24 protein-coding genes are annotated in these 25,674 nt (G+C 64.0%); 13 read left to right on the top strand and 11 right to left on the bottom strand.

From position 1 onward, the window contains the following. Positions 1-94: 94 nt before the first annotated feature. Positions 95-988, bottom strand: coding sequence for an acetylglutamate kinase (gene argB, locus JAB8_RS09870; protein WP_010393729.1), 894 nt, complete (start codon positions 986-988; stop codon positions 95-97). Positions 989-1,219: 231 nt separating this feature from the next. Here argB and JAB8_RS09875 point away from each other — a divergent pair, with 231 nt between their 5' ends. The 3 genes from JAB8_RS09875 to JAB8_RS09885 all read left to right on the top strand — a co-directional run bounded on the left by JAB8_RS09875 (position 1,220) and on the right by JAB8_RS09885 (position 5,755). After that, positions 1,220-1,417, top strand: coding sequence for a cysteine-rich CWC family protein (locus tag JAB8_RS09875; protein ID WP_070289374.1), 198 nt, complete (start codon positions 1,220-1,222; stop codon positions 1,415-1,417). A gap of 98 nt (positions 1,418-1,515) precedes the next feature. Then, complete coding sequence (locus tag JAB8_RS09880) at positions 1,516-4,572, top strand: response regulator (RefSeq protein WP_070289376.1); 3,057 nt, start codon at positions 1,516-1,518, stop codon at positions 4,570-4,572. 31 nt (positions 4,573-4,603) lie between these two features. Then, positions 4,604-5,755 (top strand): two-component system response regulator, encoded by a 1,152-nt coding sequence (locus tag JAB8_RS09885; protein ID WP_070218963.1) that lies wholly within the window; start codon positions 4,604-4,606, stop codon positions 5,753-5,755. Here JAB8_RS09885 and JAB8_RS09890 read toward each other — a convergent pair. Both JAB8_RS09890 and JAB8_RS09895 read right to left on the bottom strand, forming a co-directional pair. Next, entirely contained in the window at positions 5,748-7,031 is a 1,284-nt protein-coding gene (locus tag JAB8_RS09890) for a PHB depolymerase family esterase (RefSeq protein WP_240453494.1), read from the bottom strand. The two genes, JAB8_RS09885 and JAB8_RS09890, sit on opposite strands and share 8 nt — an antisense overlap. Before the next feature lie 54 nt (positions 7,032-7,085). Beyond that, a complete protein-coding gene (locus JAB8_RS09895; protein ID WP_034783786.1) occupies positions 7,086-7,499 on the bottom strand; it encodes a CopG family transcriptional regulator in 414 nt (137 codons plus the stop codon). 131 nt (positions 7,500-7,630) lie between these two features. Here JAB8_RS09895 and JAB8_RS29495 point away from each other — a divergent pair, with 131 nt between their 5' ends. From JAB8_RS29495 to JAB8_RS09910, 4 genes are all read left to right on the top strand, one after another. Beyond that, the gene (locus JAB8_RS29495; RefSeq protein WP_175445182.1) at positions 7,631-7,780 is read left to right on the top strand and encodes a hypothetical protein; all 150 of its coding nucleotides are present in this window, start codon (positions 7,631-7,633) and stop codon (positions 7,778-7,780) included. A gap of 50 nt (positions 7,781-7,830) precedes the next feature. Further along, positions 7,831-8,010, top strand: a complete 180-nt coding sequence (locus JAB8_RS09900) for a DUF1289 domain-containing protein (RefSeq protein WP_227742078.1) — start codon at positions 7,831-7,833, stop codon at positions 8,008-8,010. A 7-nt stretch (positions 8,011-8,017) separates the two neighbouring features. Continuing rightward, the gene (locus tag JAB8_RS09905; RefSeq protein WP_070289379.1) at positions 8,018-8,941 is read left to right on the top strand and encodes an MBL fold metallo-hydrolase; all 924 of its coding nucleotides are present in this window, start codon (positions 8,018-8,020) and stop codon (positions 8,939-8,941) included. A 100-nt stretch (positions 8,942-9,041) separates the two neighbouring features. Then, positions 9,042-9,995, top strand: coding sequence for a nitronate monooxygenase family protein (locus JAB8_RS09910; RefSeq protein WP_070218965.1), 954 nt, complete (start codon positions 9,042-9,044; stop codon positions 9,993-9,995). Between the two features lie 121 nt (positions 9,996-10,116). Here JAB8_RS09910 and JAB8_RS09915 read toward each other — a convergent pair whose 3' ends face one another. The 8 genes from JAB8_RS09915 to JAB8_RS09950 all read right to left on the bottom strand — a co-directional run bounded on the left by JAB8_RS09915 (position 10,117) and on the right by JAB8_RS09950 (position 19,278). Next, the gene (locus JAB8_RS09915) at positions 10,117-10,698 is read right to left on the bottom strand and encodes a hypoxanthine-guanine phosphoribosyltransferase (RefSeq protein WP_070218966.1); all 582 of its coding nucleotides are present in this window, start codon (positions 10,696-10,698) and stop codon (positions 10,117-10,119) included. A 63-nt stretch (positions 10,699-10,761) separates the two neighbouring features. After that, the gene (locus JAB8_RS09920) at positions 10,762-12,027 is read right to left on the bottom strand and encodes an AMP-binding protein (RefSeq protein ID WP_070289381.1); all 1,266 of its coding nucleotides are present in this window, start codon (positions 12,025-12,027) and stop codon (positions 10,762-10,764) included. An 81-nt stretch (positions 12,028-12,108) separates the two neighbouring features. Next, positions 12,109-12,945, bottom strand: coding sequence for an ABC transporter ATP-binding protein (locus JAB8_RS09925; RefSeq protein WP_058049338.1), 837 nt, complete (start codon positions 12,943-12,945; stop codon positions 12,109-12,111). Between the two features lie 135 nt (positions 12,946-13,080). Further along, a complete protein-coding gene (locus JAB8_RS09930) occupies positions 13,081-14,400 on the bottom strand; it encodes an ABC transporter substrate-binding protein (protein ID WP_070218969.1) in 1,320 nt (439 codons plus the stop codon). A gap of 58 nt (positions 14,401-14,458) precedes the next feature. Further along, positions 14,459-15,517, bottom strand: coding sequence for a branched-chain amino acid ABC transporter permease (locus tag JAB8_RS09935; RefSeq protein WP_034752817.1), 1,059 nt, complete (start codon positions 15,515-15,517; stop codon positions 14,459-14,461). 83 nt (positions 15,518-15,600) lie between these two features. Further along, a complete protein-coding gene (locus tag JAB8_RS09940) occupies positions 15,601-16,497 on the bottom strand; it encodes a branched-chain amino acid ABC transporter permease (protein WP_175444778.1) in 897 nt (298 codons plus the stop codon). Positions 16,498-16,516: 19 nt separating this feature from the next. Beyond that, positions 16,517-17,332, bottom strand: a complete 816-nt coding sequence (locus JAB8_RS09945; protein ID WP_029496076.1) for an ABC transporter ATP-binding protein — start codon at positions 17,330-17,332, stop codon at positions 16,517-16,519. Positions 17,333-17,346: 14 nt separating this feature from the next. After that, complete coding sequence (locus tag JAB8_RS09950) at positions 17,347-19,278, bottom strand: AMP-binding protein (protein ID WP_070289383.1); 1,932 nt, start codon at positions 19,276-19,278, stop codon at positions 17,347-17,349. 180 nt (positions 19,279-19,458) lie between these two features. Between JAB8_RS09950 and JAB8_RS09955 the strand changes: the two genes are divergently transcribed. Genes JAB8_RS09955 through JAB8_RS09980 form a run of 6 tightly spaced genes read left to right on the top strand, consistent with a single transcriptional unit; the run spans position 19,459 to position 25,665 of the window. Beyond that, complete coding sequence (locus tag JAB8_RS09955; protein ID WP_070289386.1) at positions 19,459-20,157, top strand: Crp/Fnr family transcriptional regulator; 699 nt, start codon at positions 19,459-19,461, stop codon at positions 20,155-20,157. Beyond that, positions 20,144-22,207 (top strand): DUF4132 domain-containing protein, encoded by a 2,064-nt coding sequence (locus JAB8_RS09960; RefSeq protein WP_083287648.1) that lies wholly within the window; start codon positions 20,144-20,146, stop codon positions 22,205-22,207. Before JAB8_RS09955 ends, JAB8_RS09960 begins: the two co-directional genes overlap by 14 nt. Before the next feature lie 46 nt (positions 22,208-22,253). Continuing rightward, entirely contained in the window at positions 22,254-24,077 is a 1,824-nt protein-coding gene (locus JAB8_RS09965) for an aminopeptidase P family protein (RefSeq protein ID WP_070289390.1), read from the top strand. Further along, positions 24,077-24,331 carry a hypothetical protein gene (locus JAB8_RS09970; protein ID WP_046681889.1) on the top strand — a complete coding sequence of 85 codons (255 nt, stop codon included), beginning with the start codon at positions 24,077-24,079 and terminating at the stop codon, positions 24,329-24,331. Before JAB8_RS09965 ends, JAB8_RS09970 begins: the two co-directional genes overlap by 1 nt. Beyond that, positions 24,332-25,072, top strand: a complete 741-nt coding sequence (locus JAB8_RS09975; RefSeq protein ID WP_070218976.1) for an MgtC/SapB family protein — start codon at positions 24,332-24,334, stop codon at positions 25,070-25,072. 5 nt (positions 25,073-25,077) lie between these two features. After that, positions 25,078-25,665: a DUF924 family protein gene (locus JAB8_RS09980; RefSeq protein WP_070289391.1), complete on the top strand. Its 588-nt coding sequence runs from the start codon at positions 25,078-25,080 to the stop codon at positions 25,663-25,665. The last annotated feature ends 9 nt before the right edge of the window (positions 25,666-25,674 follow it).

Consider the following 25,674-nt stretch of genomic DNA (forward strand, 5'->3'; position numbering starts at 1 on the left):
GAACACGTGGCCTCTCCCTTACCAAGGGAGTGCTCTACCACTGAGCTACAAGGGCATAAAAAATCGGCGCTGGGTGAATTGCGCCGAATTATTTTTAGTGCGAACGGATCATAGTACCAAAAGCCTGCTCGGTCAACACTTCCAGCAATAATGAGTGTTCGATGCGGCCGTCGATGATGTGCACCGTGTTCACGCCGGACTTGGCGGCGTCGAGCGCGGACGAGATCTTCGGCAGCATGCCGCCCGAGATCGTGCCATCGGCGAACATCTCGTCGATTTCACGCGCGGACAGGTCGGTCACCAGGTTACCCTGCTTGTCCTGGACGCCGGCGATGTTGGTCATCATGATCAGCTTTTCCGCTTTCAGGATTTCCGCGATCTTGCCCGCCACCACATCGGCGTTGATGTTGTAGGCCTGGCCATCCTGGCCGAAACCGATCGGCGAGATGATGGGAATGAAGGCGTCGTCCTGCAGCGCCTTGACGACGGCCGGGTTGATCGCGTCGATCTCGCCCACAAAGCCGATGTCGAGGAATTCGCCCGGATGTTCGCGGTCCGGCATCTGCATCTTGCGCGCGCGGATCAAGCCGCCATCCTTGCCCGTCAGGCCGACAGCCTGGCCGCCGTAATGGTTGATCAGCATGACGATATCCTGCTGCACTTCGCCGCCCAGCACCCACTCCACCACTTCCATGGTTTCTTCATCGGTGATGCGCATGCCTTGCACGAAGGTGCCCTGCTTGCCGATTTTTTTCAGCGCGTTGTCGATCTGCGGTCCGCCGCCGTGCACCACGACCGGGTTCATGCCGACCAGCTTGAGCAGGATGACGTCGCGCGCGAAGCCGTGCTTCAGGCGTTCGTCCGTCATGGCGTTGCCACCGTATTTGATGACGATGGTCTTGCCGTGGAAATTGCGGATGTAAGGGAGGGCCTCGGCCAGAATCTGCGCCTTGATTTGCGGCGACACCGCCGTCAAGTCGTCATTCATGTCCAGGTTCAAGTTAGCTAGTTGATTCATGGCGAGTCCGGAAAATAGATTTGTGCGATTTTACAGGGAAGAAGAAAATCCTGGAGGCATTATAGGGCGATCTTGTTGTATTTTCCCTGATGATCCTATAGTCTGGCCCGATATGTTCCCCAGCCAGCCCTTTTACTGCCCGTTACATCTGCGTCGCGTCCCGGCGCAGCGTGACACACACTTGCCAATTCAAACACAGCCATGAGCCAGTGCAGCCTGTGCGGCGCCACCTTCCAATGCGGCCAGACCGACCCGCAGGCCAGCGGACCGTGCTGGTGCACGGCGCTGCCGCCAGCCATGCCCGTGCCCGGCAGCGCCGCCGTGGGCTGCTGGTGCCCCGCCTGCCTGCAAGCCCATATCGCCACCCTGGCACCTCCTGTCAAGCCTAACGTCGGCTAAATAAGTGCTTCGGCATGCAATTGCTTTGCAATAAACCTTGCATTTCGTAGGGGAATACGTTCAGACTTCGATTTTCAAGAATTTCTTATAGGAAAGTTATGCGCTTCAGGGATATCAGTATCGGCGTGCGTATCAATGCCGGTTATGCCATGTTGATCGTGCTGATGCTGGTCGTCATCGTCCTTTCCGGCAGCCGCATCTACGCCATCCGCGCCGAGACCGACGATATCCTGCAGCGCGACTGGGTCGCCGCCAAGGCCACCAGCAAGATCCACGGGCTGGCGCGCGAGGCGGCCACGCGCATCGGCAATCTGCCGAACCAGCACGAGCGGGCGCTGCGCCAGGCGAACCAGGCGCGCCTGGAAGCGATCAAGCAAGGCATCGATGAGCAGGTGCGCATTCTCGACGGTCTCGATGCGCGGCCCGAGGAACGGCGCCTGCTGGAACAGATGCACCTGGCGCGCGCCGAGTACTACGGCTCGCTCAAGACGATGTTCGAACTGGTCGAGCGCGGCGAGGATGCCCGCGCCGAGCAGGCCATACAGACGCAGACCTTGCCGATGCTGGAAAAAGTGCTGCTCTACGTGGGCCAGCTCGACGATTTGCAGCAACAGCTGATCCGCGACAGCGCGGCCAGGATACGCAACGACATCGACACTTCGCTGCTGCTGATGGGCGGCATCGGCCTGGCGGCCCTGCTGACGGGCCTGGCCTTTGCCTGGTCGGCGCGCTCGATCACGCGTCCGCTGGGCGAGGCGGTGGCGATCGCCACGCGCGTGGCCAATGGCGACTTCAGTTCCGTCATCGAGGTGACGTCGCGCGACGAGACGGGCGAATTGCTGCAGGCGCTCAAGAACATGAGCACCAGCCTGGCCGTCGAGCAGGACCTGCGTCACGCCGTCGAAGTGGCCGAGGATGCGACCAAGATGAAGTCGGACTTCCTGGCCAATATGTCGCATGAAATCCGTACGCCGATGAACGGCATCATCGGCATGACCCATCTGGCGCTGCAGACGGAACTCACGTCGACCCAGCGCAACTACCTGGAGAAGGTGGAATCGGCTTCGAAGAACCTGCTGGCCATCATCGACGACATCCTCGATTTCTCGAAGATCGAGGCGGGCAAGATGGCCTTTGAAAAAGTCGATTTCTTCCTCGAGGACGTGCTGGCGCAGATCGCCGACCTGTCCGTGATGCGCGCGCAGGACAAGGGGCTTGAACTGCTGTTCGACATCGCCCCCGACGTGCCGAACGCCTTGCAGGGCGACCCGCTGCGCCTGGGCCAGGTGCTGATCAACCTGACCAACAACGCGATCAAATTTACGGACAAGGGCGAGATCGTCGTCACCATCCGCCTGCAGCAGCTGGAAGAGCATGCGGCCGTGCTGCGCGTCGACGTGCGCGACACGGGCATCGGCCTGACGCCGCCCCAGCGCAGCAAATTGTTCCAGGCCTTTACCCAGGCCGACACCTCCACCACGCGCCACCATGGCGGCACCGGCCTGGGGCTGACCATCAGCAAACGCCTGGTGGAAATGATGGAAGGCGAGATCGACCTGGTCAGCGAAGCGGGCGTGGGCAGCACCTTTTTCTTCACGGCCCGCTTCGGCCTGGCCGCCGTGCCGCGCGATAATCTGCCGCAGTTGCAACATCAACAGCAGTTCCAGGGCCTGCGCGTGCTGGTGGTCGATGACAACCCCAGCGCGCGTGAAATCTTCGTCAGCATGCTGGCGGCGCTGGGCTTTGAGGCGCGTGCCGTGTCTGGCGGCGTGCTGGCCATCGGCGCCGTGGCGCAGGCGCGCGCCGAGGGGCGCCCGTATGGCCTCGTGCTGATGGACTGGAAAATGCCGGGCATGAACGGCCTCGATACCCTGGCCGGCATCCGTGCCGATGCCGCCGGCATCGATGCGACGCCGGCCTGCATCATGGTCACGGCTTTCCATCGCGAAGCGCTGCTGGAGGCGGCGCGTCAGCGCGATTTGCCGCTCGACGGGATATTGAACAAGCCGGTCAGCGCCTCGACCCTGCTCGACCAGATATCGTTCGTGTTTGGCGGCGTGACGGGACAGAGCCGCAAGACGCAGCGCCAGAGCAGCTACCGCGACGACGAGCGCGCCCTGCGCGGCGCCTGGCTGCTGCTGGTCGAGGATAATGAAGTGAACCAGGAAGTGGCGCAGCATATTCTCAACGACGCCGGCATCCGCGTCGACATCGCGGGCAATGGCGCCATCGCGCTGGCGAAGATCGAGGAAAACGCCTATGACGGCGTACTGATGGATTGCCAGATGCCGGTGATGGATGGCTACCAGGCGACGCGCAAGCTGCGCCAGGACCCCCGTTATTCGAATTTGCCCGTGATCGCCATGACGGCCAATGCCATGGTCGGCGACAAGGAAAAATGCCTGGACGCCGGCATGAACGATTTCATCGCCAAGCCGATCGACGTGGCGCAGCTGTTCGGCACCCTGGCGCGCTGGATCGCGCCGGCCGCGCCGCAGGCAATGACGTCGGTAGCGGCGCAGCCGGAAGCGGAGCTGCCCGTGATCGCCGGCCTGAAAATGGCGGACGCCATGCGCCGCGTGGGCGGCAATGCCGCTTTGATGCGAAAATTGCTGGACCGTTTTGTGGAAACCCAGTTCGACGCCATGCAGCGCATCGTTGCCGCCATCGAGAACAACCAGCTCGAGACGGCGATCCGCGAAGCGCATACCCTGAAGGGCCTGGCCGGCAATATCGGCGCCGGCGGCCTGGCCGACAGCGCCGCGCGGGTCGAGCACTTGCTCAGCCTGGGTTCGCACGACGGTTTGCCGCAGGCACTGGCCGCCTGCACCCTGGCGCTCGACGAACTGGTGCCGAAGATTGTGCTGGCCATGCAGTCGCGCGGCAATACGGCCGAAGCGGGCGGCGCGGCGGTGGCGCACGTGGCGCCGGTGGACCGGGCATACCTGGAAGCGGGCTTGCGCGAATTGTCGCAGCTGCTGCAGCAGGACGATGCGCAGGCCGTCAAGCACCTCGACGGCATCGGTCCCGTGCTGGTCGCGGCGGGGCAGGCGGAACATGCGCGCCAGTTGAAGCGCATGCTGGGACAATACGATTTCGAAGGTGCGCTGGCGCAGCTGGGCGAGGTGGCCGATGCGCTGGAGCTGACACTGTGAGAAGGATAACTATGCAGAACGAAGGACGGGCATGAGAGCGCCGGCAAGCAAGCCAACCATCCTGGTGGTCGACGACACGCCAGACAATATCGATCTGCTGCGCGCGGTGCTGGAAGACGATTACCGCACCAAGATCGCCGTCAATGGCGAGCGCGCCCTGAAGATCGCCGCCGGCAGCGACCAGCCCGACCTGATCCTGCTCGACATCATGATGCCGGGCATGAGCGGCTACGATGTATGCCGCGCGCTGAAGGCCGATGCCGCCACGGCAGGCATCCCCGTGATTTTCGTGACCGCCATGAGCGAAGTGGCCGACGAGCAGCTGGGCCTGGCCCTGGGCGCCGTCGATTACATCACCAAGCCGATTTCGGCACCCATCGTGCTGGCGCGCATCAAGACGCAGCTGGCGATGAAGCAGATGCAGGATTTCCTGCGCGACCAGAACCAGTACCTGGAAACGGAAGTGGAGCGCCGCGTGCAGGAAGTGGCGGCGCTGCAGGACGTCACCATCCACGCCATGGCCTCGCTGGCCGAGACGCGCGACAGCGAGACGGGCAACCATATCCGCCGCACCTCGCACTACCTGAAGGCGCTGGCCGAGAAGGTGCGCAACTTGCCGCGTTTCCGCGATTTTTTGACGGACAAGAATATCGAACTGCTGTTCAAGACGGCGCCGCTGCACGACATCGGCAAGGTGGGCATCCCCGACCATATCCTGCTCAAGCCGGGACGTTTCGAGCCGCATGAAATGGCCATCATGAAGACGCACACCACCTTGGGACGCGACGCCATCCTGGCGGCCGAGCACGAGCTGGGCATCGAAGTCGATTTCCTCAAGTACGCGAAAGAGATCGCCTACAGCCACCATGAAAAATGGGACGGCAGCGGCTACCCGCAAGGCTTGGCGGGCGAAGCCATCCCGATTTCGGCGCGCCTGATGGCGCTGGCCGACGTGTACGACGCCCTGATCAGCCGGCGCATCTACAAGCAGGGCATGGACCACGCGCAGGCCGTGCAGATCATCGTCGAGGGACGCGGTTCGCACTTCGACGCCGAGATCGTCGACGCCTTCCTGCAGATCCAGGACCAGTTCATCGCCATCTCCAACCGCTATGCCGACGGCGTATGCGAGATCGCCGACAAGCAGCGGCAGATCGCGCCCTACACCGAGAATATCAGCTGACGGTCTTGAAGAAGCGCAGCATTTCCCGGCTGGCGTCCGGCCCTTTGCCGTCCGTATAACTGCCGTTATCGCTGCCGCCGGACCACGCGTGGCCGGCGCCGTGGATGACCCAGTGTTCGCCCAGCGGCGAGCCGTCGGCCTGACTGTGCGTGGTGCGCGTGTAGCGGTGGCCGTTCGGCACGCTGCCGTCGACGGATGCGGCCTTGGCCGCCTTGCCGCCCGCCTGGCTGCGCACGCCCTGCGCGATCAGTTCATCGCCATTGCGCGGGTTGACGGTGGTGTCGCGGTCGCCGTGAAAAACGATGATGGGCACGCCGCCGGCCGGCGCCTTGCGCTGGGCATTGGGCATGGCGCCGCCCTTCATGGCTGCCAGCGCCGACGGCAAGTCCTGCGCCGAGGCGAAGGGCAGGCCGGAATGCACGCCGACGGCGGCAAACAGGTCGGGGTACAGGGTACCGACGATGACGGCCATGGCGCCGCCCGCCGACAGGCCGGCGACGAACACTTCACGCTCGTTGACCGGGTAGTCGTCGATGACTTGCTGGGCGATGCCGGCGATCAGCGACGGTTCGCCCTGGTCGCGCTGCTGGTCGATGGCGTTGAACCAGTTCCAGCAGCGCGAACTGTTGGCGCCCTGCGTCTGCGCCGGGTAGACGACAAAACACTCCTTTTCTTCGGCCAGCGCATTCATCTGCGTGCCGGCGGCGAAATCGTCGGGATTTTGCGTGCAGCCGTGCAGCATGACGATCAGCGGCATGGCCTGGCCGTGGTAGCTGCTGGGGATATACAGCTTGTACGAACGCGTACCCGCATGGTTGCGGTACACGCCATCGATGAACTGCGCGCCGGCGGGGATTTCCACCGGCGTGGCGGCCGGCGCGTTGAAGCCGGGCGGGTGGAAATTCGGCAGTTCGAAACTGGGCATGTCGAAGCTGTGCTGGCCCAGGCCGGCCGGCACGCCCAGGCGCGCCATGAAATCCTGCGCGAACTCCTGCGCCGCCTGCGCGGGCGTGGGCGGCACCGATGCCGCTTCCGGCGCGGCGTCAGCGTGCGGCTGCCCGGCCCGGGCCTGCGCTGGTGCCGGTGGCGGCGCAGGTGGCGGATTAATATCACGCATCGGCTGCGGTGGCGGCGCTTGCGTGGCGGCCGCTTGCGGCGTCAGTCCGGCCGCAGACAGCGCCTGCTGGATCGCTTCGGTGGCGGCGGCGGGGCCGCTGCCCATCAGATTACGGGTCGCTGTGCGCATCTGCGCCAACATGTTGAGAGGTAGTTTCATGACCATCCTTAACGGTGCCGCGCATCGGCCGGGTCATCGCCGCGAACCAATACGCTAGTGAATTCGCCCTGCGAGCGCCGTCTTGACGACGGTGCTGGCGTGCAGGGCACCTAATACGAAAATCGACTCGATGGTGGCCAGTGCCAGTTCCACCGAAACGTCGCTGGCGATGCTGGCCAGTCCCAGCACCTGTATCTGCAGGCGCTGGCCGGCTGCCTGGATCGCTTCCAGGTCGGCGCGCGAGTAATGCTGCATGCCCAATACCAGGCTTTTACGGGCCACGGTTTGTTTCACCACGTCGGCGTGGATACCCAGCTGGTTGCGTATGGCCGTACGGATCAGATCCGTGCGGTTGGAATAAAATCCCTCCTGGACCAGCAGATCGATCTGCCCCAGGTCAATCAAGCCGAGGTTGATCGTGATTTTCTCGGATTCCCCAATTTTGGGCTTGCTGTCTTGCTTGGCCATATCTCTCCATAAACTCCACGTGGCATCCATTTGCCATCTGTATGGATGGTAGTATAGTTCTGAAATGACTCAAGTCAAGCAGGATCTGGGCTGATCGTGTTGTAGGACGGGCACCCGCAGAGTGAGAATGTGTGAAAAATATATTTCCGGAACAGCGGTTGTTGAGCATTGTTTCGCTGGAAAATATATTCACGGAAACATTGCAGGGCGATGTCATCGCCTCGCCGGCGCCGTTTCGCGGCATAATGAAAGTCTTCACGTTTACCGATGCCGCTCCATGATGGTCGCTCCCCCACCTCCGCCAGCCGTTCCGCTTTCTTTGCCGTCGCCGGTGCCGTCGCCCTGCGTCAGCCTGTGCAAGATGAACCGCAACAGCGGCTTGTGCGAAGGCTGCCTGCGCACGCTCGACGAAATCATCGCCTGGAGCAAGGCCGACGACGACTTCAAGCGCGCCGTGTGGGCCGAATTGCCGGGCCGCGAATCTTTGCTCGATTTCGAGCCCGACTACTGAGGAAGCCATGCCGCGATCGCCAGCGCTGTTCCCCGATGCCATGCAGGTGTTCGAACGCGGCTGGCTGTCGTCGAACAACATCCTGTTCCAGGGGAAGGATGACACGGCCCTGATCGACAGCGGCTATGTCACGCATGCGCCGCAAACCCTGGCCCTGCTGCGCCACAGCCTGGCCGGCCGGCCGCTGGACCGCCTGTTCAACACCCACCTGCACTCCGACCATTGCGGCGGCAACGCGCTGCTGCAAGCCGCATACGGCTGCCATACGGCCATTCCCGTGTCGGAAGCGGACAAGGTGCGCGGATGGGATGTCGATGCCCTCAGCTTCCAGGCCACGGGCCAGCAATGCCCGCGCTTCCGCTTTGACGCCACCGTCTCGCCCGGCGACACCTTGACTTTGGCCGGCATGGCCTGGCAGGCGCTGGGCGCGCCGGGCCACGACCCGCACTCGCTGATTTTTTACTGTGCCGACGAAGGCATCCTCATTTCCGCCGACGCCCTGTGGGAAAACGGCTTTGGCGTGATCTTCCCGGAACTCGATGGCGGCTCCGGCTTTCTGGAAGCGCGCGCCACGCTGGACCTGATCGCCAGCCTGGACGTGCGCGTCGTCATTCCCGGCCACGGGCGGCCGTTCCAGGACGCCGCCGGCGCCCTGCAGCGTGCGTATTCGCGCCTCGATTACCTGGCGTCCGACCCCGTGCGCAATGCGCAGAATGCGGTGAAAGTGCTGCTGAAATTTTTGCTGCTGGAGCGCCAGCGCATCGCCCTGGTCGAGATACCGGCCCTGCTGCGCGGCATGCCCGTCTTCGAAGAGGCCAACCGGCGCTTCCTGCGCCAGGAGTCGGCCGCGCTGGCCGAGTGGGTCGTGTCGCAACTATGCAGGGCAGCAGCGGCGCGAGTCGAGGGTGAGTACTTGCTCAACGACGGTTGAGCCGGCCTTGCGATAAATTCAGCACGATCGTACTTTTTCTGCACTATAATCAACGTTCAGTGTGTCTTTCACGTCCGATCAACTTTCCAGCGAGTCCGCCATGGCATTGCCTGTTGCGTTGCAAAACCTCTCCTTACCCGTTATCGCTTCGCCGATGTTCATCGCCAGCGGCCCGGCCCTCGTCGCGGCGCAGTGCAAGGCCGGCATCGTCGGTTCCTTCCCGGCCCTGAACGCGCGTCCCGCCGAATTGCTTGACACGTGGCTGACCGACCTGCAGGCCGAGCTGGCCGCCTTCCAGGCCGCCCATCCCGATAAAAAAGTCGGGCCGATCGCCGTCAACCAGATCGTGCACCAGTCGAACGACCGCCTCGCGCATGACGTGGAAGTATGCGTGAAACACCAGGTCCCCATCATCATTTCCTCGCTGCGCGCGCCGCCCAAGGAAATGCTCGACGCCATCCACAGCTATGGCGGCATCGTGTTGCATGACGTGATTTCGATCCGCCACGCGAAAAAGGCGCTGGAAGCGGGCGTCGATGGCTTGATCCTGGTCGCCAGCGGCGCCGGCGGCCACGCGGGCACCCTGTCGCCGTTCGCGCTGGTAGGCGAAGTGCGCAAATTCTTCGACGGCCCGCTGGCGCTGTCGGGCTCCATCGCCACGGGCGACGCCGTGCTGGCCGCGCAAGCGATGGGCGCCGACTTTGCCTACATCGGCTCGCGCTGGCTGGCGACCAAGGAATCGAACGTCAGCGACGGCTACCGCGAGGCCATCGTGGAGTCTGCGGCGGCCGACATCGTCTACACGAACCTGTTTACGGGCGTGCACGGCAATTACCTGAAGAAATCGATCGAAGCGGCCGGACTCGATCCGGAAGCCTTGCCCGAAGCGGACAAGAGCGCGATGAATTTCGGCTCCGGCAGCGCCAAGGCCTGGCGCGACATCTGGGGCGCGGGCCAGGGCGTGGGCTTGATGGATGACGTGCCGAGCGTGGCAGAGATGGTGGCGCGCCTGAAGGCCGAATACGATGCGGCGCGCGCGCGGTTGAAGCTGTAATCGTTGTTGTGACGGTGGTGGTGGTGTCGGATTACGCGGCGTACCGCCGCTAATTCGACCTACTCGAACCTGGTGGCGTAGGTCGGATTAGCGCGCAGCGCGTAATCCGACAACACCACAATCACTCCTGTTTCAAATCCTCGGGCTTGATAGCCCACAAACCTGGCAAGTTGCGCCAGTAGCCGTACGCATCCATGCCGAAGCCGACGACGAAGCGGTTCGGTATCACCAGGCCGACGATGTCGGCTTGTACAGGCTTTTTCTTGCCGATGGCCTTGTCGGCGAACACGGCCAGGATGACTTCCGAGGCGCCCATGTCCAGCAAGCGCTGCTTGACGTGCGCCAGGGTTTCGCCTTCGTCGAGAATATCGTCGAGCACGATGACGGTGCGGCCTGCCACGTTCGAGCGGGGGATGACTTTCCACACCACTTCGCCACCCTTGTCGTCGTCGCCGTAGCGGCTGACGTGGATGTAGTCGAATTCGAGCGGGAAGCTCAGTTGCGGCAGCAGGCTGCCCGTAAACACGACGGCGCCGCCCATCACGCCCAGCACCAGCGGGAACTCTTTCGAATCCTCGGCGTTGAAGCGCGTGTTGAGCACATCGGCCATGCGCGTGATCGACGCCTGCACGGTATCTTGGTCGAACAGCAGTTCCGCGTTCTTGATCAGGTCACGGGCACGGTTGTGATGAAATTCTTGCATGGACTCTTGCATGGCGATGAAAGGGGCTGATGGTCAATGCCGGTATTATCCCGCAAATCGGCCTTATTTGTAATCGCGCATGTCGTCGATGATTTTCCCATCCTGGGCCAGACTGCCCACCGCCACCAGCACCACGTCGCCGCGCAGCTTGGTCAGTTCACGGATCGAACCGATGATGGCTTCCACGCCGCTGGCGTCATGCGGATCGTCGACTTCGCAATGCAAGGCCATCTCGTCGTTGGCCATGCGCCCCGACACCACCAGCCGCGCCTTCCTGATTTGCGGGTGGCGGCGCGCGATTTCATGTACCTGCGACGGATGCACGAACATGGCGCGCACCTTGGTGGTTTGATCGGCGCGCCCCATCCAGCCTTTGATGCGCGTATTCGTGCGCCCGCACGGCGACTGCGGCGCGTCCATCAGCACGGCCGACAGATCGCCGGTGGCAAAGCGGATCAGCGGGTAGTCGGCATTAAAGACGGTGACGACGACTTCGCCCACCTCGCCCGGTGCGACGGGAATGCCGCTGCCCGGATGGACGATCTCGAGCAGCACGTTTTCGTCGACGACCATGCCGGGATTGAGCTTGCCATTGCTGGCCGTTTCATAGGCGATGCTGCCGATATCGGCCGAGGCATAGGTCTGGAACACGTGCGGCACGCCGTTCTCGGCAAACCAGCTGCGCAAGGATTCGGGCAGCGCTTCCGCGCCCATCACGGCCTTGGTGACGCTGCTGATGTCGGCGCCCATTTCGCGCGCCTTCTCGATGATCAGTTTCAGGAACGACGGCGTGCCGATATACGTGTCCGGCTTCAGGTCTGCCATCGCCTGCACCTGCATTTCCGTCTGGCCGATGCCGGCCGGGATGACGGTGCAGCCGATGCGCGCGGCGCCCCCTTCGACCATGAAGGCGGCCGGCGTGAAGTGATACGAAAAACAATTTTGCAGCAGGCCGCCGGCGCGCACGCCGGCCGCATACATGGGGCGCGCAAAGCGCCACCAGTCGGGGCCACGGCCTTCCGGATCGAAGATGGGGCCGGGCGAGACGAACACGCGCGACAGGGCGTTTTTCGGCGTCGTGTTCAAGCCGCCGAACGGCAGCTGCGCGTGCTGCAATTGCTTGAGGTCGGACTTGCGCGTCACGGGCAGCTGTGCCAGCGCGGCGCGGCTGGTGATGCCGGCCGCATCAACGCCGTCGAGGATGCGGGCCCAGCCCGGCGCCTGTTGCGCGCGCGCGATCAGCTGCGGCAGGCCGGCCATCAATTCGCGTTCGCGCGCTTCGGGGGCGCGTGCTTCCAGACTGTCGAGCGTATCGGTCATGTCAGTCATTCTCCAATTGTCATTGCATGTTGATTCGCACGCCTGGCCATCAGGACCGCCGGGCGCGTTGCAGCCAAGGTTTTTGATGGATCACGCCAGCCAGCGCTTGCGGCGGCGGTAGAACTTCATGTCGCGGAAGCTCTTGCGCCCGGCGCTGGACACGCCCAGGTAAAACTCTTTGACGTCTTCGTTGCTGGCCAGTTCCTGCGCTTGCCCTTCCATCACGACGCGGCCGTTTTCCAGGATGTAGCCGAAGTCGGCGTAGCGCAGCGCCACATTGGTGTTCTGTTCTGCCAGCAGGAAAGACACGTTTTCCTTGTGGTTCAAATCCTTGACGATGCCGAAGATCTCTTCGACGATCTGCGGCGCGATGCCCATCGAGGGTTCGTCCAATAAGATCATCGAGGGCTTGGCCATCAGCGCGCGGCCGATGGCGCACATCTGCTGTTCGCCGCCCGAGGTATAGCCGGCTTGGCTGCTGCGCCGCGTTTTCAGGCGCGGGAAATAGTGATAGACCTTGTCCAGCGCGTCTTTCAGCTCGCCGCGCGACAGGCTGCGCGTGTAGGCGCCCGTCAGCAGGTTTTCCTCGATGGTGAGGTGGCCGAAACAGTGGCGGCCCTCCATCACTTGCGACAGGCCCCGCTTGACCAGCTCATTCGGCGTCAACTGATCCACGCGCTCGCCCTTGAACTGGACTTCGCCCTTGGTGACGTCGCCGCGTTCGCCGCGCAGCAGGGTCGAGATGGTTTTCAGGGTGGTCGACTTGCCGGCGCCGTTGGCGCCCAGCAGCGCCACTATCTTGCCCTGCGGGACTTGCAGCGACACGCCCTTCAGGACCAGGATCACGTGGTCGTAGATGACTTCGATATTGTTGACCGACAGGTAGGGCGGCGCGGTGTCTGGTGTTTGCGTGGCAGTGGGTGTCATGGCTGCTTCGTTTTCATATGTGTTGGCGATGCTGTCGGATTACGCTACGCTAATCCGACCTACGTGAATGCGGTGTTGGTCGGCGTAGGTCGGGTTAGCGCGTAGCGCGTAACCCGACGCCACGTCGAGAGCCGCTTACTTCATGCACGCCGGCGTGATCTTTTTCTCTTCGGCGTACTTGCCGGACGATTCCTCGACCAGCTTGCGCACCAGGGCCTTGTCGCCGACGATCCATTTCGGCGTGATGGCGGTCCACTTCTTGCCGTCCCACTGCTGCACCTTCACGGCGCCCGAGCCTTCATGGTCGTCGCAGCTGGTTTTCACGGTGGGGAACATGCCCAGCGCGCCCACGGCCTTCTGCCGCGCATCGTCGACGTTCAGGTTTTCCAGGCCCCAGCGCATCTGTTCGCCCGTGATCGGCTTGCCCTTGCCGAATTTTTCCTGCGCCGTGCGGATCGCTTCGACCCACAGGATGCCGGCCGTCACGCCGCGCATGTGGTAGACGGAGCCGATGCGCGACTGGTCGGACAGGTTGCCCTTGCCGGTGGCGTAGAGTTTTTTGCGGATGTCGTCGAGCACGGGGTAGTTGCCCGGCGTATTGAACGTCATCGCCGTGTAACCCTTGGCCGCGTCGCCCGATGGAATCGTGTCTTCCTCGGAGCCGGCCCACCAGACGCCCAGCATTTTGTCGCGCGGGAAGCCGTTGCGCTGCGCCGTCTTGATGGCAACGGAGTTCATCACGCCCCAGCCCCACAGGATTACGTGGTCCGGTTTGGCCTGGCGGATTTGCAGCCATTGCGATTGCTGTTCGCTGCCGGGCGGCGCGACGGGAATCTTGATCAGCTCGAAGCCGTACTGTTTCGACAGCGCTTCCAGTACCGGCAGCGGCTCCTTGCCGAAAGCCGAGTCGTGGTACAGGTGGACGATTTTTTTCCCTTTCAGCTTGTCCATGCCACCATCCTTGTCGCCCAAATATTTGATCATGGCGGCGGCCTGGCTCCAGTAGCTGGAGATCAGCGGATACACATACGGGAAGACCTTGCCGTTGGCGGCGTCCGAGCGGCCGTAGCCGATCATCGTCATGGGGATCTTGTCCTGCGCCACGCGGTCGAGGATGCCGTAGGCGACGCCCGTGGACAGGGTTTCGACCAGGGTGGCGCCGCCCTGCTTGGTTTTCAGGCGTTCATAGCATTCGACGCCGCGCGACGGGTTGTATTCGGTTTCGCATTCTTCCCAGCTGATCTTGACGCCATTGACGCCGCCGGCCTGGTTGACCAGGTTGAAGTAATCGATGATGCCGCCGTAGAAACCGGAGCCGCCGGCCGCGTACGGTCCCACGCGGTACGAGGGCAGGGCGATGTACTGTTCCTTGTCCTGCGCCTGCGCGCTGCCGGCCATGGTGAGTGCGGCACTGGCGATGGCGGCGGCCAGCATGAGCGATTTGATGTGTTTCATTGTGTGTCTCCTCTTGTTTTATTTGGTATTCAAGTGAACCGACATCGACTGCAAAAACTTAATGGGGGAAGGGCCAGAGTCGCAACTTTTCCTTGGCGATCTGCCACAGCCTGGCCAGGCCGTGCGGCTCGACGATCAGGAAGAAGATGATCAGCGCGCCGAACACCATCAGTTCCAGGTTCGAGGCCACGCTGGTTGGCAACGCCAGGCCATGCGCGATGGTATTCAGGAAGACGGGCAGCAGCACGATGAAGGCCGCGCCCAGGAAGGAGCCGAGAATCGAGCCGACGCCGCCGATGATGATCATGAACAGGATGCGGAAGGACAGGTCCAGGTTGTACGCTTCCGGCTCCACCGTGCCCAGGTAGGCGTACGCATACAGGGCGCCGGCCACGCCGCAATAGAACGAGCTGACGGCAAACGCCAGCAGCTTGGTGCGCATCAATCTGAAACCGATCACCTCGGCCGCCATGTCCATGTCGCGCACGGCCATCCACGAGCGGCCCACGTTCGAGCGGATCATGTTCTTGGCCAGCAGCGCCATGCCGGCGACGATCGCCAGCACCAGCAAGTATTTGCTTTGCGGCGTGTCGAACTGGTAGCCGAGGATGGTCATCTTCTGCACCGTGATCACGCCCGAGGAGCTGTAGTTGGTCAGATACGGAATCTTGGTCAGGCACCAGACGACGAAGAACTGCGTCGCCAGGGTGGAGGCGGCCAGGTAAAAGCCGCGGATGCGCAGGGAGGGCAGGCCGAAGGCGATGCCCACCATGGCCGCGCACAGGCCGCCCAGGATGAACGACACCAGCAGCGGCAGGCCGGGCAGGCGCGCCATGAAGTTATACGAGGCAAACGCGCCCACGGCCATGAAGGCGGCCGTGCCCAGCGACAGCTGGCCCGCGTAACCGGTCAGGATGTTCAGGCCCAGCGCCGCCAGGGCGAAGATCAGGAACGGGATCAGGATCGCCGACAGCATGTAGGGCGAGGCGAAATACGGCAGGAGGAAGACGGCGACGAGCAGCGTGGCCGTCAGCGCCAGGCGGTCTTGCCGGATCGGGAAAATCTGGTTGTCAGCCTGGTAGCTGGTCTTGAATTGTCCTGCTTCACGGTAAATCATGGCGTGTCCTTTGCGGGCTGTTTTGGCTGTTGTCGGGTTACGCGCCATGCGCTAACCCGACCTACGATGCTGTTTCGGTGGTGTTATATGCGACGGATGATCTTCTCGCCGAACAGGCCTTCCGGGCGCACAAGCAGGAACAGCAGCGCCAGCACATACGGGAACCAGCCTTCGATGCCGCCGCCCACCATGGGGCCGAGGTAGACTTCGGCCAGCTTTTCCGAGGCGCCGATGATCAGGCCGCCGACGATGGCGCCTGGCACCGAGGTAAAGCCGCCGAGGATCAGCACGGGCAGCGCTTTCAGGGCGATGAAGGTGAGGGCGAACTGCACTCCGTTGCGCGCGCCCCACAGCAAGCCGGCCACCATCGCCACCAGGCCCGCCACGCCCCACACGACGGCCCAGATGCGCTGCAGCGGAATGCCCACGGCCAGCGCCGCCTGGTGGTCGTCGGCGACGGCGCGCAGGGCGCGGCCCACCTTGGTTTTCGAGAACAGCAGGGCCAGGCAAATCACCAGCAGCGCGCAGATGCCGGCCGCCACCACGTCGAACTGCGAAACGATGATGTTGAAATGGTCCATCAGGAAGGGCATCGGCACGTCTTCGATGGGCAGGTCCAGCTTGTGTACCTGCGAGCCCCACATCAGCTGCGCCAGGCCTTCGATGAAAAAAGTCAGGCCGATGGTGGCCATGAAGAGCGTGATTTCCGGCTGGTTGACGAGCGGCCGCAAGACCACCCTTTCAATCGCCATGCCCAGCACGATCATGGTGAGCATCGTCAGCGGGATGGCCAGCCACAAGGACAGGCCGAACTTGTCCATGATGCCGACGCAGGTGAGGGCGGCGAAGAACACCATCGCGCCCTGCGCGAAGTTGAACACGCCCGAGGCCTTGTAGATCAGAACGAAGCCGATCGCCACCAGCGCGTACATGACGCCCGACAGCAGGCCGCCGATCAGCACTTCAAAGAAAAAATTGATATTCATTGCCATTCCTTGTCTAGTGCGCCACGCCGAGATAGGCATTGATCACGTCCTGATTGCTGCGCACCTCGTCGGGCGTGCCGTCGCCGATCTTCTTGCCGTAATCGAGCACCACCACGCGGTCGGAGATATCCATCACCACGCCCATGTCGTGCTCGATCAGCACGATGGTCGTGCCCAGCTGGTCGTTGACGTCGAGGATGAAGCGGCACATGTCCTGCTTTTCTTCCACGTTCATGCCGGCCATCGGTTCATCGAGCAGCAGAATCTCCGGTTCGGCCACGAGCGCGCGGCCCAGTTCCACGCGTTTTTGCAAGCCGTAGGGCAGGCGCCCCACGGGCGTCTTGCGGATGGCCTGGATTTCCAGGAAGTCGATGATCTCCTCGGCCTTCTTGCGGTGCTCGATTTCCTCGCGCCGCGCCGGTCCCCAGTACAGGGCCTGCAGCAGGAAATTCGACTTCATTTTGAGGTTGCGCCCCGTCATGATGTTGTCCAGCACCGTCATGCCCTTGAACAGGGCGATGTTCTGGAAGGTGCGTGCGATGCCGGACTTGGCGGCCGCGTAGCAATCCATGCCGCGCCGGTGCTCGCCCCGGTAAATGATCTCGCCCTGCTGCGGGCGGTACACGCCATTGATCACGTTCAGCATCGAGCTTTTGCCCGCGCCGTTCGGACCGATGATGGCGCGGATTTCATGCTGCTTCACGTCGAACGAGATGTCGGTCAGCGCTTTCACGCCGCCGAACGACAGCGAGATGTTCTTCAGGTCGAGGATCACGGGACCCGTCTTGCGGGCCGTGCCGAAATGGGCGTCGGGTTCGTTCATTTGCATCGTGCTGTGCTCCATCATGCGGCCAGGCCCTGGGGCCGGTACGTTTTGCTGTCCCAGATCTGCAGGTTGGCGCTGGTCGAGCCAAGGCGGCCATCCTCGAATTTCACCTGGGTCTCGATGTATTGCGTTGTCTTGCCCTCATACAGGGCGGAAATGAGCACCGCGTACTTTTCGGCGATGAATTTGCGGCGCACCTTGCGCGTGCGCGTCAGTTCGTCGTCGTCCGGATCGAGTTCCTTGTGCAGCACGAGGAAGCGGTGCACCTGCGTGCGGTCCATCAAGGGGTCGGCCGCCAGTTCCGCGTTGACCTGCTCGATGCAGTCGCGGATCAAGCCATAGGTTTCGGCGCGCGCCGCCAGGTCCGTGTAGCCGGAGTAGGCGATGCCGCGCCGCTCGGACCAGTTGCCCACCGCTTCGATGTCGATGTTGATGAAGGCGCACACCTGGTCGCGCGCATGGCCGAAGGCCACCACTTCCTTGATGAAGGGGAAGAACTTGAGCTTGTTCTCGATGTAGTTGGGGGCGAACATGGCGCCGCAATTCATCTTGCCCACGTCGGCCGCGCGGTCGATGATTTTCAAATGGCCTTCGCTGTCGAACACGCCCGCGTCGCCCGTGTGGAAGTAGCCGTCGTTGTCGATCACTTCGGCCGTGGCGTCGGGACGCTTGAAGTAGCCGCTCATGGTGGCGGGCGACTTGACCAGCACTTCGCCATTGGCCGCCAGCTTGACTTCCACGCCTGGCGCCGGCAGTCCGACGCTGTCGAACTTGATATTGCCGTCCGGTTGCAAACACACATAGGCGCAGGTTTCGGTGGAGCCGTACAGCTGCTTGAGGTTGACGCCGATCGAGCGGTAGAAGCGGAACAGGTCGGGGCCGATGGCGGCGCCGGCCGTGTAGGCGACGCGCACGCGCGACAGTCCCAGCACGTTTTTCAGGGGGCCGTAGACGAGCAGCTCGCCCAGCTTGTAGCTGAGGCGGTCCGCCAGCGGCACGGGCTTGCCGTCCAAAATCTGCGCGCCGCAGCGCTTGGCCACGTCCATGAAATGGCTGAACATGTGGCGCTTGATGCTGCTCGCGTCTTCCATGCGTATCATCACGCTGGTGAGCATGTTCTCGAACACGCGCGGCGGCGCAAAGTAGCAGGTGGGGCCGATTTCGCGCATGTCGATCATCACCGTGTCGCCCGATTCGGGGCAGTTGACGGTAAAGCCGGCCACCATGGCCTGCGCCAGCGAGAACAGGCAGTCGCCCACCCACGCCATGGGCAGGTAGGACAGGATGTCTTCATTGTCGGTGAGCTGGTCGAAGGCGACGCCGCCTTCGCCGGCTGCCAGCAGCGCCGTATGGCTCTGGCACACGCCCTTCGGCTTGCCCGTGGTACCCGAGGTGTACAAGATCACGGCCGAGTCGCTGCCCTGGCCCGCTGCCACGGCGGCGTCGAAAAAGCCCGGGTGTTCGCGGTCGTAGGCGCGGCCCAGCACCTGCAGGGCGGCAAAGGACGTCAGCTCCGGCTGGCGGTAATGGCGCATGCCGCGTTCATCGTCATAGGCGATGTGGGCGACGTGCGGATACAGGGCCTTGAGCTCGAGCAGCTTGTCGACCTGCTCCTGGTCTTCGACGATGGCGTAGCGGATTTCCGCATCCTGCAGCACGTAGGCCATGTCGGCGGCCGGCGCGTCCTGGTACAGCGGCACTGGCACGCCGCCCAGGCTTTGCGCGGCCAGCATGGCCCAGTACAGGCGGGGACGGTTGTCGCCGATGATGGCCAGATTCATGCCGCGCCGGAAGCCGATGGCGGCCAGGCCGCAGGCCAGCGCGCGCACTTCCTCGTTCACCTCGGACCAGGTCCAGGTTTGCCAGATGCCCAGGTGTTTTTCGCGAAATGCGGGCTTGTCGGATCGTACTGTCCCGTGTTGCAATAAGCGCCGCGGAAAAGTCGGCATTGCTGCTGTGGTATGCGTTTGCACCAGTGTCTCCCTGTTGCTTGTCTCAGGCCCCACCTCGTTGGATGGCGCTCTGTGTTTTTTATGTGTAAGGCGTTTGTGCAATGATAGTAGCCTGCGTTAGTTTGCCAAGTTGTCTTTTCGGGGACATTTACCCACTTTTCGATGGTGCATCGCACAATGATCAATCCTGATATCAGCCTCAAGGATGCCGTGCGCGCGGCCCACTGGGCGCAGCTGCTCGACCCCGTGCAAATGGCCCGGGTTGAGGCCGATGTGTTCGAAACCTTCGTGCCGAAAGGCGGCTTTGTCTGCCGCAAGGGCGAGCCGGTGGACAACTGGATCGGCGTCATCAGCGGCATGGTCAAGATGAATAATTTTTCCGCTTCCGGCAAGGCCATGACGTTTACGGGCTTGTCACCGGGCAGCTGGTTTGGCGAAGGTTCGCTGCTCAAGCGCGAGATGCGCAAATACGACACCATCGCCGTGCGCGATACGCGCGTGGCGCGCCTGCCCGCCACCACCTTCCACTGGCTGCTGGAAACGAGCCTGCCATTCACGCGCTTCCTGCTGATGCAGCTCAACGAGCGCCTGGGCCAGTTCATCGGCATGATGGAAAACGAGCGCCTGCTCGACCTGAACACGCGCGTGGCGCGCTGCCTGGCCTCGATGTTCCACTCGCACCTGTACCCGAGCGTGGACACCCTGGTGCAGCTGTCGCAGGAAGAAATCGGCCTGCTATCCGGTTCCTCGCGCCAGCGCGCCAACCAGGCCTTGCAGGTGCTGGAAAAAAAGGGTTTATTGCGCCTCGATTACGGCGGCATCCGCGTGCTGGACCTGGAAGGCTTGCGCCGCTACGAGGCCGATGATGGAGACTGAGATCTCCAGCCGTGCCGCAGCGCTGCGTGCACGCCTCGAGGGCGCTGCCGTCGACCATGCGCGTTTCGCGGGGCCGCCGGTCGATTTCAGCGACTGGACACCGGAAGAATTGGGCGCCATCTGGGGGGCGCTGCACCGCGCGGCGGGCTTCGGCCATGACGATTATGCTCGGCGCGAACTGGCGCTGGCGCTATTGGCGCAAGCGAGCAGCATGAACCTGGCACCGGCGCTGGCAGGCGAGATGTTCCTCGACGCGCTGGACGCGGCCCGCGTGCACGACTGGGACTACGCAATCGGCTGCCTGGCTTGCCTGCGCGGCGCGCCACCGGAAGGCAGCGCGCAGCTGGCGCTGCGCATCCTCGATGAACCGAAGCATTGGGGCGAACAGCATTTTGCCGCCTGGCTGCTGGCGCAGCTGGCCGGCGGCGACGCCCTAACCCAGTTCGGGCAGATGATGGATGAGCGTCATGCGCGCTATCCGATGCCCTTGACCTTGCAGGAACTCACCGTGCTGCCGCAGCTGGCGAAAACGTCGCTGCTGGCGCTGGCCGGCTCGCGCTACAGCGGCCACTGGAACCGCGACAGCATCGGCGAGGCCGATCCCGCCGACGTGCTGGCCGACGATGCGGCGTATGTCGATTTTGCGCGCACGATACTGGAGCAGGCGGCGCGCCATATCGCCGCCATCCATGACGGCAGCGTGCCGTATGCTGCCGATGCCGCCTTTGCCACGGCAGATTCTCCGGTGCTGGCGCGCGCCGCGCGGGTGGCGTCCTATCGCGACGATGCCTGGTTCAGGCCCGTGATCACCGTCCTGCTGCCGTTGGCATGCGTGGCGCCCGGCGCGGCCAAGAGCGCGCCGTCGCAGTCGTTGGCGATGGCGCTGGGCCATGCGGTGGAAACCATTCCCACGCCCGAAAGCCTGCAAGCCCTGCGCGCGGCGCTGGCCCAGGTGCGCCATGCGGGCATCCGCAAGAAACTGGAACGCAATCTGAAACCGGCCGAACGGGCGCTGGCCGAACGGCCCGATATCGCCTGGAGGATCGGCATGCCGGGTCCCATGGGCAAGCGGCGCCAGACCATGCTGGCGCGCCGCCTGGAAGCGGGCTACGCCAGCGAGGTGTGGTTTGGCCTGGACCAATGGCGTGGCCTGCGCGACGATGCCGATATCGACGCGGTGGCGCGCGCGCTGGTCTGGCGCACGGGCGATGGGCTGGCCTTCATGCTCGACGGGAAGGGCGCCATCGATGCGCAGGGGCAGCCGGTGGATGTGCCGGAGCAAGGCGAGATCGGCCTGTGGCACCCCTTGCATGGCAGCGGGGAAGAGCGCGCCGCCTGGCAAGCGCTGCTCGCGCGGCGGCGCCTGCGCCAGCCGCTACGCCAGGTTTATCGCGAAATATATGCACCGCCCGGCGACGGCGGCGCCCCATTTGCCGGCTACCAGCTGTCGCTGCCCACCTTGCTGGGACTGGCGCGCCGCGAAGGCTGGCGCCTGGACCACGATGAAGGCCTGTCGCGCCAGTTCGGTGCCTGGCGCGTGTCGCTGCGCATCGAGGGACGCGTGTATCCGGGGGCGGGCGGCGCCTGCACGTCAAACGGGCTGGCGCCCGCGCAGATGATGCCGATGGCGCCGGTGGCGTATTCGGAAGCGTGCCGCGCGGTGGACCTGCTGGTCAGCGTCAGCGCCTTGGCGCTGGTGGAGGAACAGCAAAGCGTGGAGCGCGAACAGCGCCTGTTTTACCTGGCCAACCTGGCACCGGGGCCGATGGCGGGCATGCGGCGCGCCGTGCTGGAACAGGTATTCGCGGACCAGATCGAGGATGGCCGGATGACGCTCGAAGCGCGCCACCTGATGGTGGGCCGGCATGCGATCCACCTGACCACCGGCAGGGTCACGAAGGATGGCGCCGAGGCGGTGATCGAGGCGGTAGCGCAGGGGAACAAGCTGGGCGCCGTGCCGTGGCTGCCCTACGACGAGGCGCTGCTGGAAAAAATCGCCGCCGCCGCCGGGGCGCTGCTGGCGTTGCAGCGAGTGCAACCCGGCTGCTAATCGCGGTATCATAGACGCTTCCCAGCACCGCTCCATTTTCGCTCCCATGCAGACACCAGACCAATCCACTCCCGCCTCCCGTTTGTCGCAGCTGCGCGGCGCCATGCGCGCGCAGCACATCGATGCCCTGATCGTGCCATCGGCCGACCCGCATTTGTCCGAGTACCTGCCGGCCCGCTGGCAGGGCCGCGAGTGGCTGTCGGGTTTTACGGGTTCCGTCGGCACCCTGGTGGTGACGCAGGATTTCGCCGGCGTGTGGACCGATGGCCGCTACTGGGAGCAGGCGGAAGACGAACTGGCCGGCAGCGGCATCGTCCTGAAGAAAATCCCGTCCGGCGCCAGCGTGCTGTATATCGACTGGCTGGGCGAGACCATGCGGCCGGGGCAGACGGTGGCCGTCGACGGCGCCGTGCTGGGCCTGGCCAATGCGCGCCTGCTGCAGCAGGCGCTGGGCGCGCAAGTGACCCTGCGCACGGATACCGATGTGCTGCAAGCCGTCTGGCCGGATCGTCCGGCCATGCCCGCCGCGCCGGTGTACGAGCATGCGGCCGCGTATCCAACGCTGTCGCGCATGGAAAAACTGGCAGCCCTGCGTGCCGGCATGGCGGCGCACGGCACCAGCCACCACGTCATTTCCACCCTCGACGATATCGCGTATTTGTTCAACCTGCGCGGCGCCGACGTCAACTACAACCCCGTCTTCCTCGCCCATGCGCTGGTGGGCCCCGAGCGCGCCACCCTGTTCGTCGCCGACGGCAAGCTGCCCGCCGCCCTGCGCGCCACGCTGGAGAGCGAAGGCGTGGACGTGGCCGCGTATGACCGCGCGGCCGCCGCGCTGGCCGCCCTGCCGGCCGCCACCACCCTGCTGCTCGATCCGCGCCGCATCACGTTCGGCACGCGCCAGGCCGTGGCCGACGGCGTGCGCGTGGTCGAATCGATCAACCCGACCACCCTGGCCAAGTCGCGCAAGACGGACGCTGAAGCGGCGCACGTGCGCGCCGCCATGGAGCAGGACGGCGCCGCCCTGTGCGAATTTTTCAGCTGGTTGGACGCCACCCTGGCCGACCCGCAACGCGCGCCGTTGACGGAAATCGGTGTCGACGAACACCTGACGGCCGCCCGCGCCCGCCGCGCCGGTTTTGTCAGCCCCAGTTTCGGCACCATCGCCGGCTTCAATGCGCATGGCGCCATCATGCATTACCACGCCCATGCGGGCAGCGAGGCCACCATCGAAGGCGACGGCCTGCTGCTGATCGACTCGGGCGGCCAGTATTGGGGCGGTACCACGGACATCACGCGCGTGGTCCCCGTCGGCACGATCACGGCAGAACACCGGCGCGATTTCACCCTGGTCTTGCGCAGCATGATCGCCCTGTCGCGCGCGCAGTTCCCGCGCGGCGTGAAGTCGCCCATGCTCGACTCGATTGCCCGCGCGCCCCTGTGGGCCGAAGGCATCGACTTTGGCCACGGCACGGGCCATGGCGTGGGTTTCTTCCTGAACGTGCACGAAGGGCCGCAATCGATTTCGCAGTCCGCCATGCCGGAGCCGCAGACGGCGATGGAACCGGGCATGATCACCTCCATCGAGCCGGGCATCTACCGTCCCGGCCAGTGGGGCATCCGCATCGAGAACCTGGTGCTCAACATTCCCGCAGGGACGACGCCCTTCGGCGAATTCCTGCGCTTCGAGACATTGACCCTGTGCCCGATCGATACGCGCTGCGTGGAACGCTCGCTGTTGCGCGACGACGAGGCGGCCTGGCTCAACGACTATCACGCCACCGTGCGCGCGCGCCTGGCGCCGCACCTGACGGCGCCGGCCAATGCGCCTGCGCTGGCGTGGCTGGAACAGCGCACGGGAGCCATCTGATGCGCTCGACCCGCGCCACGTCCGCCATCGAGCGGCTCAAGGAACGCACCGGCAACCGCCTCTACACGATGGCGCGCACGGGCGATGAACTGTTCTTCCTCACGGAAGGCCCCGGCTTGCCGCCCCTGTGCCCGCCGCTGGAACTCGACGCCTTTGTCGCCTTCGTCAATGGCCTGGGACCGCAAAAGGCGCGCCGCGTCAGCAAGCTCGACGTGGCGTTTGAAAAGCAGCTGACCAAAAAACCCCAGGATTAAATGCCGACCATCGACTTCCTGCGCGCCTACTGGTCGCCGGCCGAGCTGGCGACGAATGGCGTGATCCTGCTGAACCTGCTGGGCGCGCTACTGCTGGGCTTGCTGGTGGGGTACGAGCGTTCGTATCACGGGCGCGCGGCCGGCATGCGTACCTACAGCCTCGTGTGCATGGCCTCGGCCGCGCTGACCGTGCTGGGCGGCTATCCCGAGTTCTGGTACGGCGGCCATGGCGCCGTCGTCGGCAGCGATCCCACGCGCGTCATCCAGGGCATCGTCACGGGCGTGGGTTTTCTGGGTGCCGGCGTCATCATGCGCGAGGGCTTCAATATCAGCGGCCTGACGACGGCCGCCTCGATCTGGGCTTCGTCCGTAATCGGCATCATGGTCGGCATCGGCTTTTATCTGTCGGCCATGGGCCTGGCCTTTCTGTGCGCGATGGCGATGATTTTTCTGTCAAAATTGGAGAACTGGCTGCCGTCGCGCCATGCGGTGGCCATCACCATGCGCTTCAAGCAAGGCTTCATTCCGCGCGAGGATGCGCTGCGGCGCATGGCCGCCAAGCGCGGCTACGACATCGCCGGCGGCTCGCTGACCATCGGCAGCACGGACGGCATGCAGGAATGGCGCTTTGTCGCCATCGCGCATGGCAAGAACACGGGCGCCAGCCTGTCGGCCATGTCGGCCGAACTGGCCGCCTTCGACGGCATCGCCGGCTTCCAGCTGTCGCATGCACGCAACTGAAAAGGATGGACATGGACCCCCAGGCTCAAAAAGTACTCGATTTCTGGTTCCTGCCGCCGGATCACCCCGGCCACGGCCAGGCGCGCATGGAATGGTTCCGCAAGGATGACGGTTTCGATTTGCTGATACGCGCGCGTTTCGGCGCGCTGATCGATGCCGCCATAGCCGGCGGCTTGGGTGAATGGGATGCGACGCCGCACGGCGCGCTGGCGCGCCTCATCGTGCTCGATCAGTTTACGCGCAATGTGTACCGCGGCACGCCGCGCGCCTTTGCCGGCGACGCCTGGGCGCTGGCGCTGGCCGTCGCCATGACGCAGCAGGGGCTGGACCAGCAACTGCCGCCGATGCTGCGCGCCTTCGTGTATTTACCGTTCGAACACGCGGAAGACCTGGCCATGCAGGCGCGCGCCGTCGAGCTGTTCCAGCGCTTGTCGCAGGCGCAGCCCGGTTTTGACAGCATGCTCGACTACGCCGAGCGCCACCAGGAAGTGATCGCCCGCTTCGGCCGCTTCCCGCACCGCAACGCCATCCTCGGCCGCGCTTCCACGCCGGAAGAAGTGGAATTTTTGCGCCAGCCGGGATCGAGCTTTTAGACAATCATC

This window comes from Janthinobacterium sp. HH106, assembly GCF_001758725.1.
Taxonomy (GTDB): domain Bacteria; phylum Pseudomonadota; class Gammaproteobacteria; order Burkholderiales; family Burkholderiaceae_D; genus Janthinobacterium.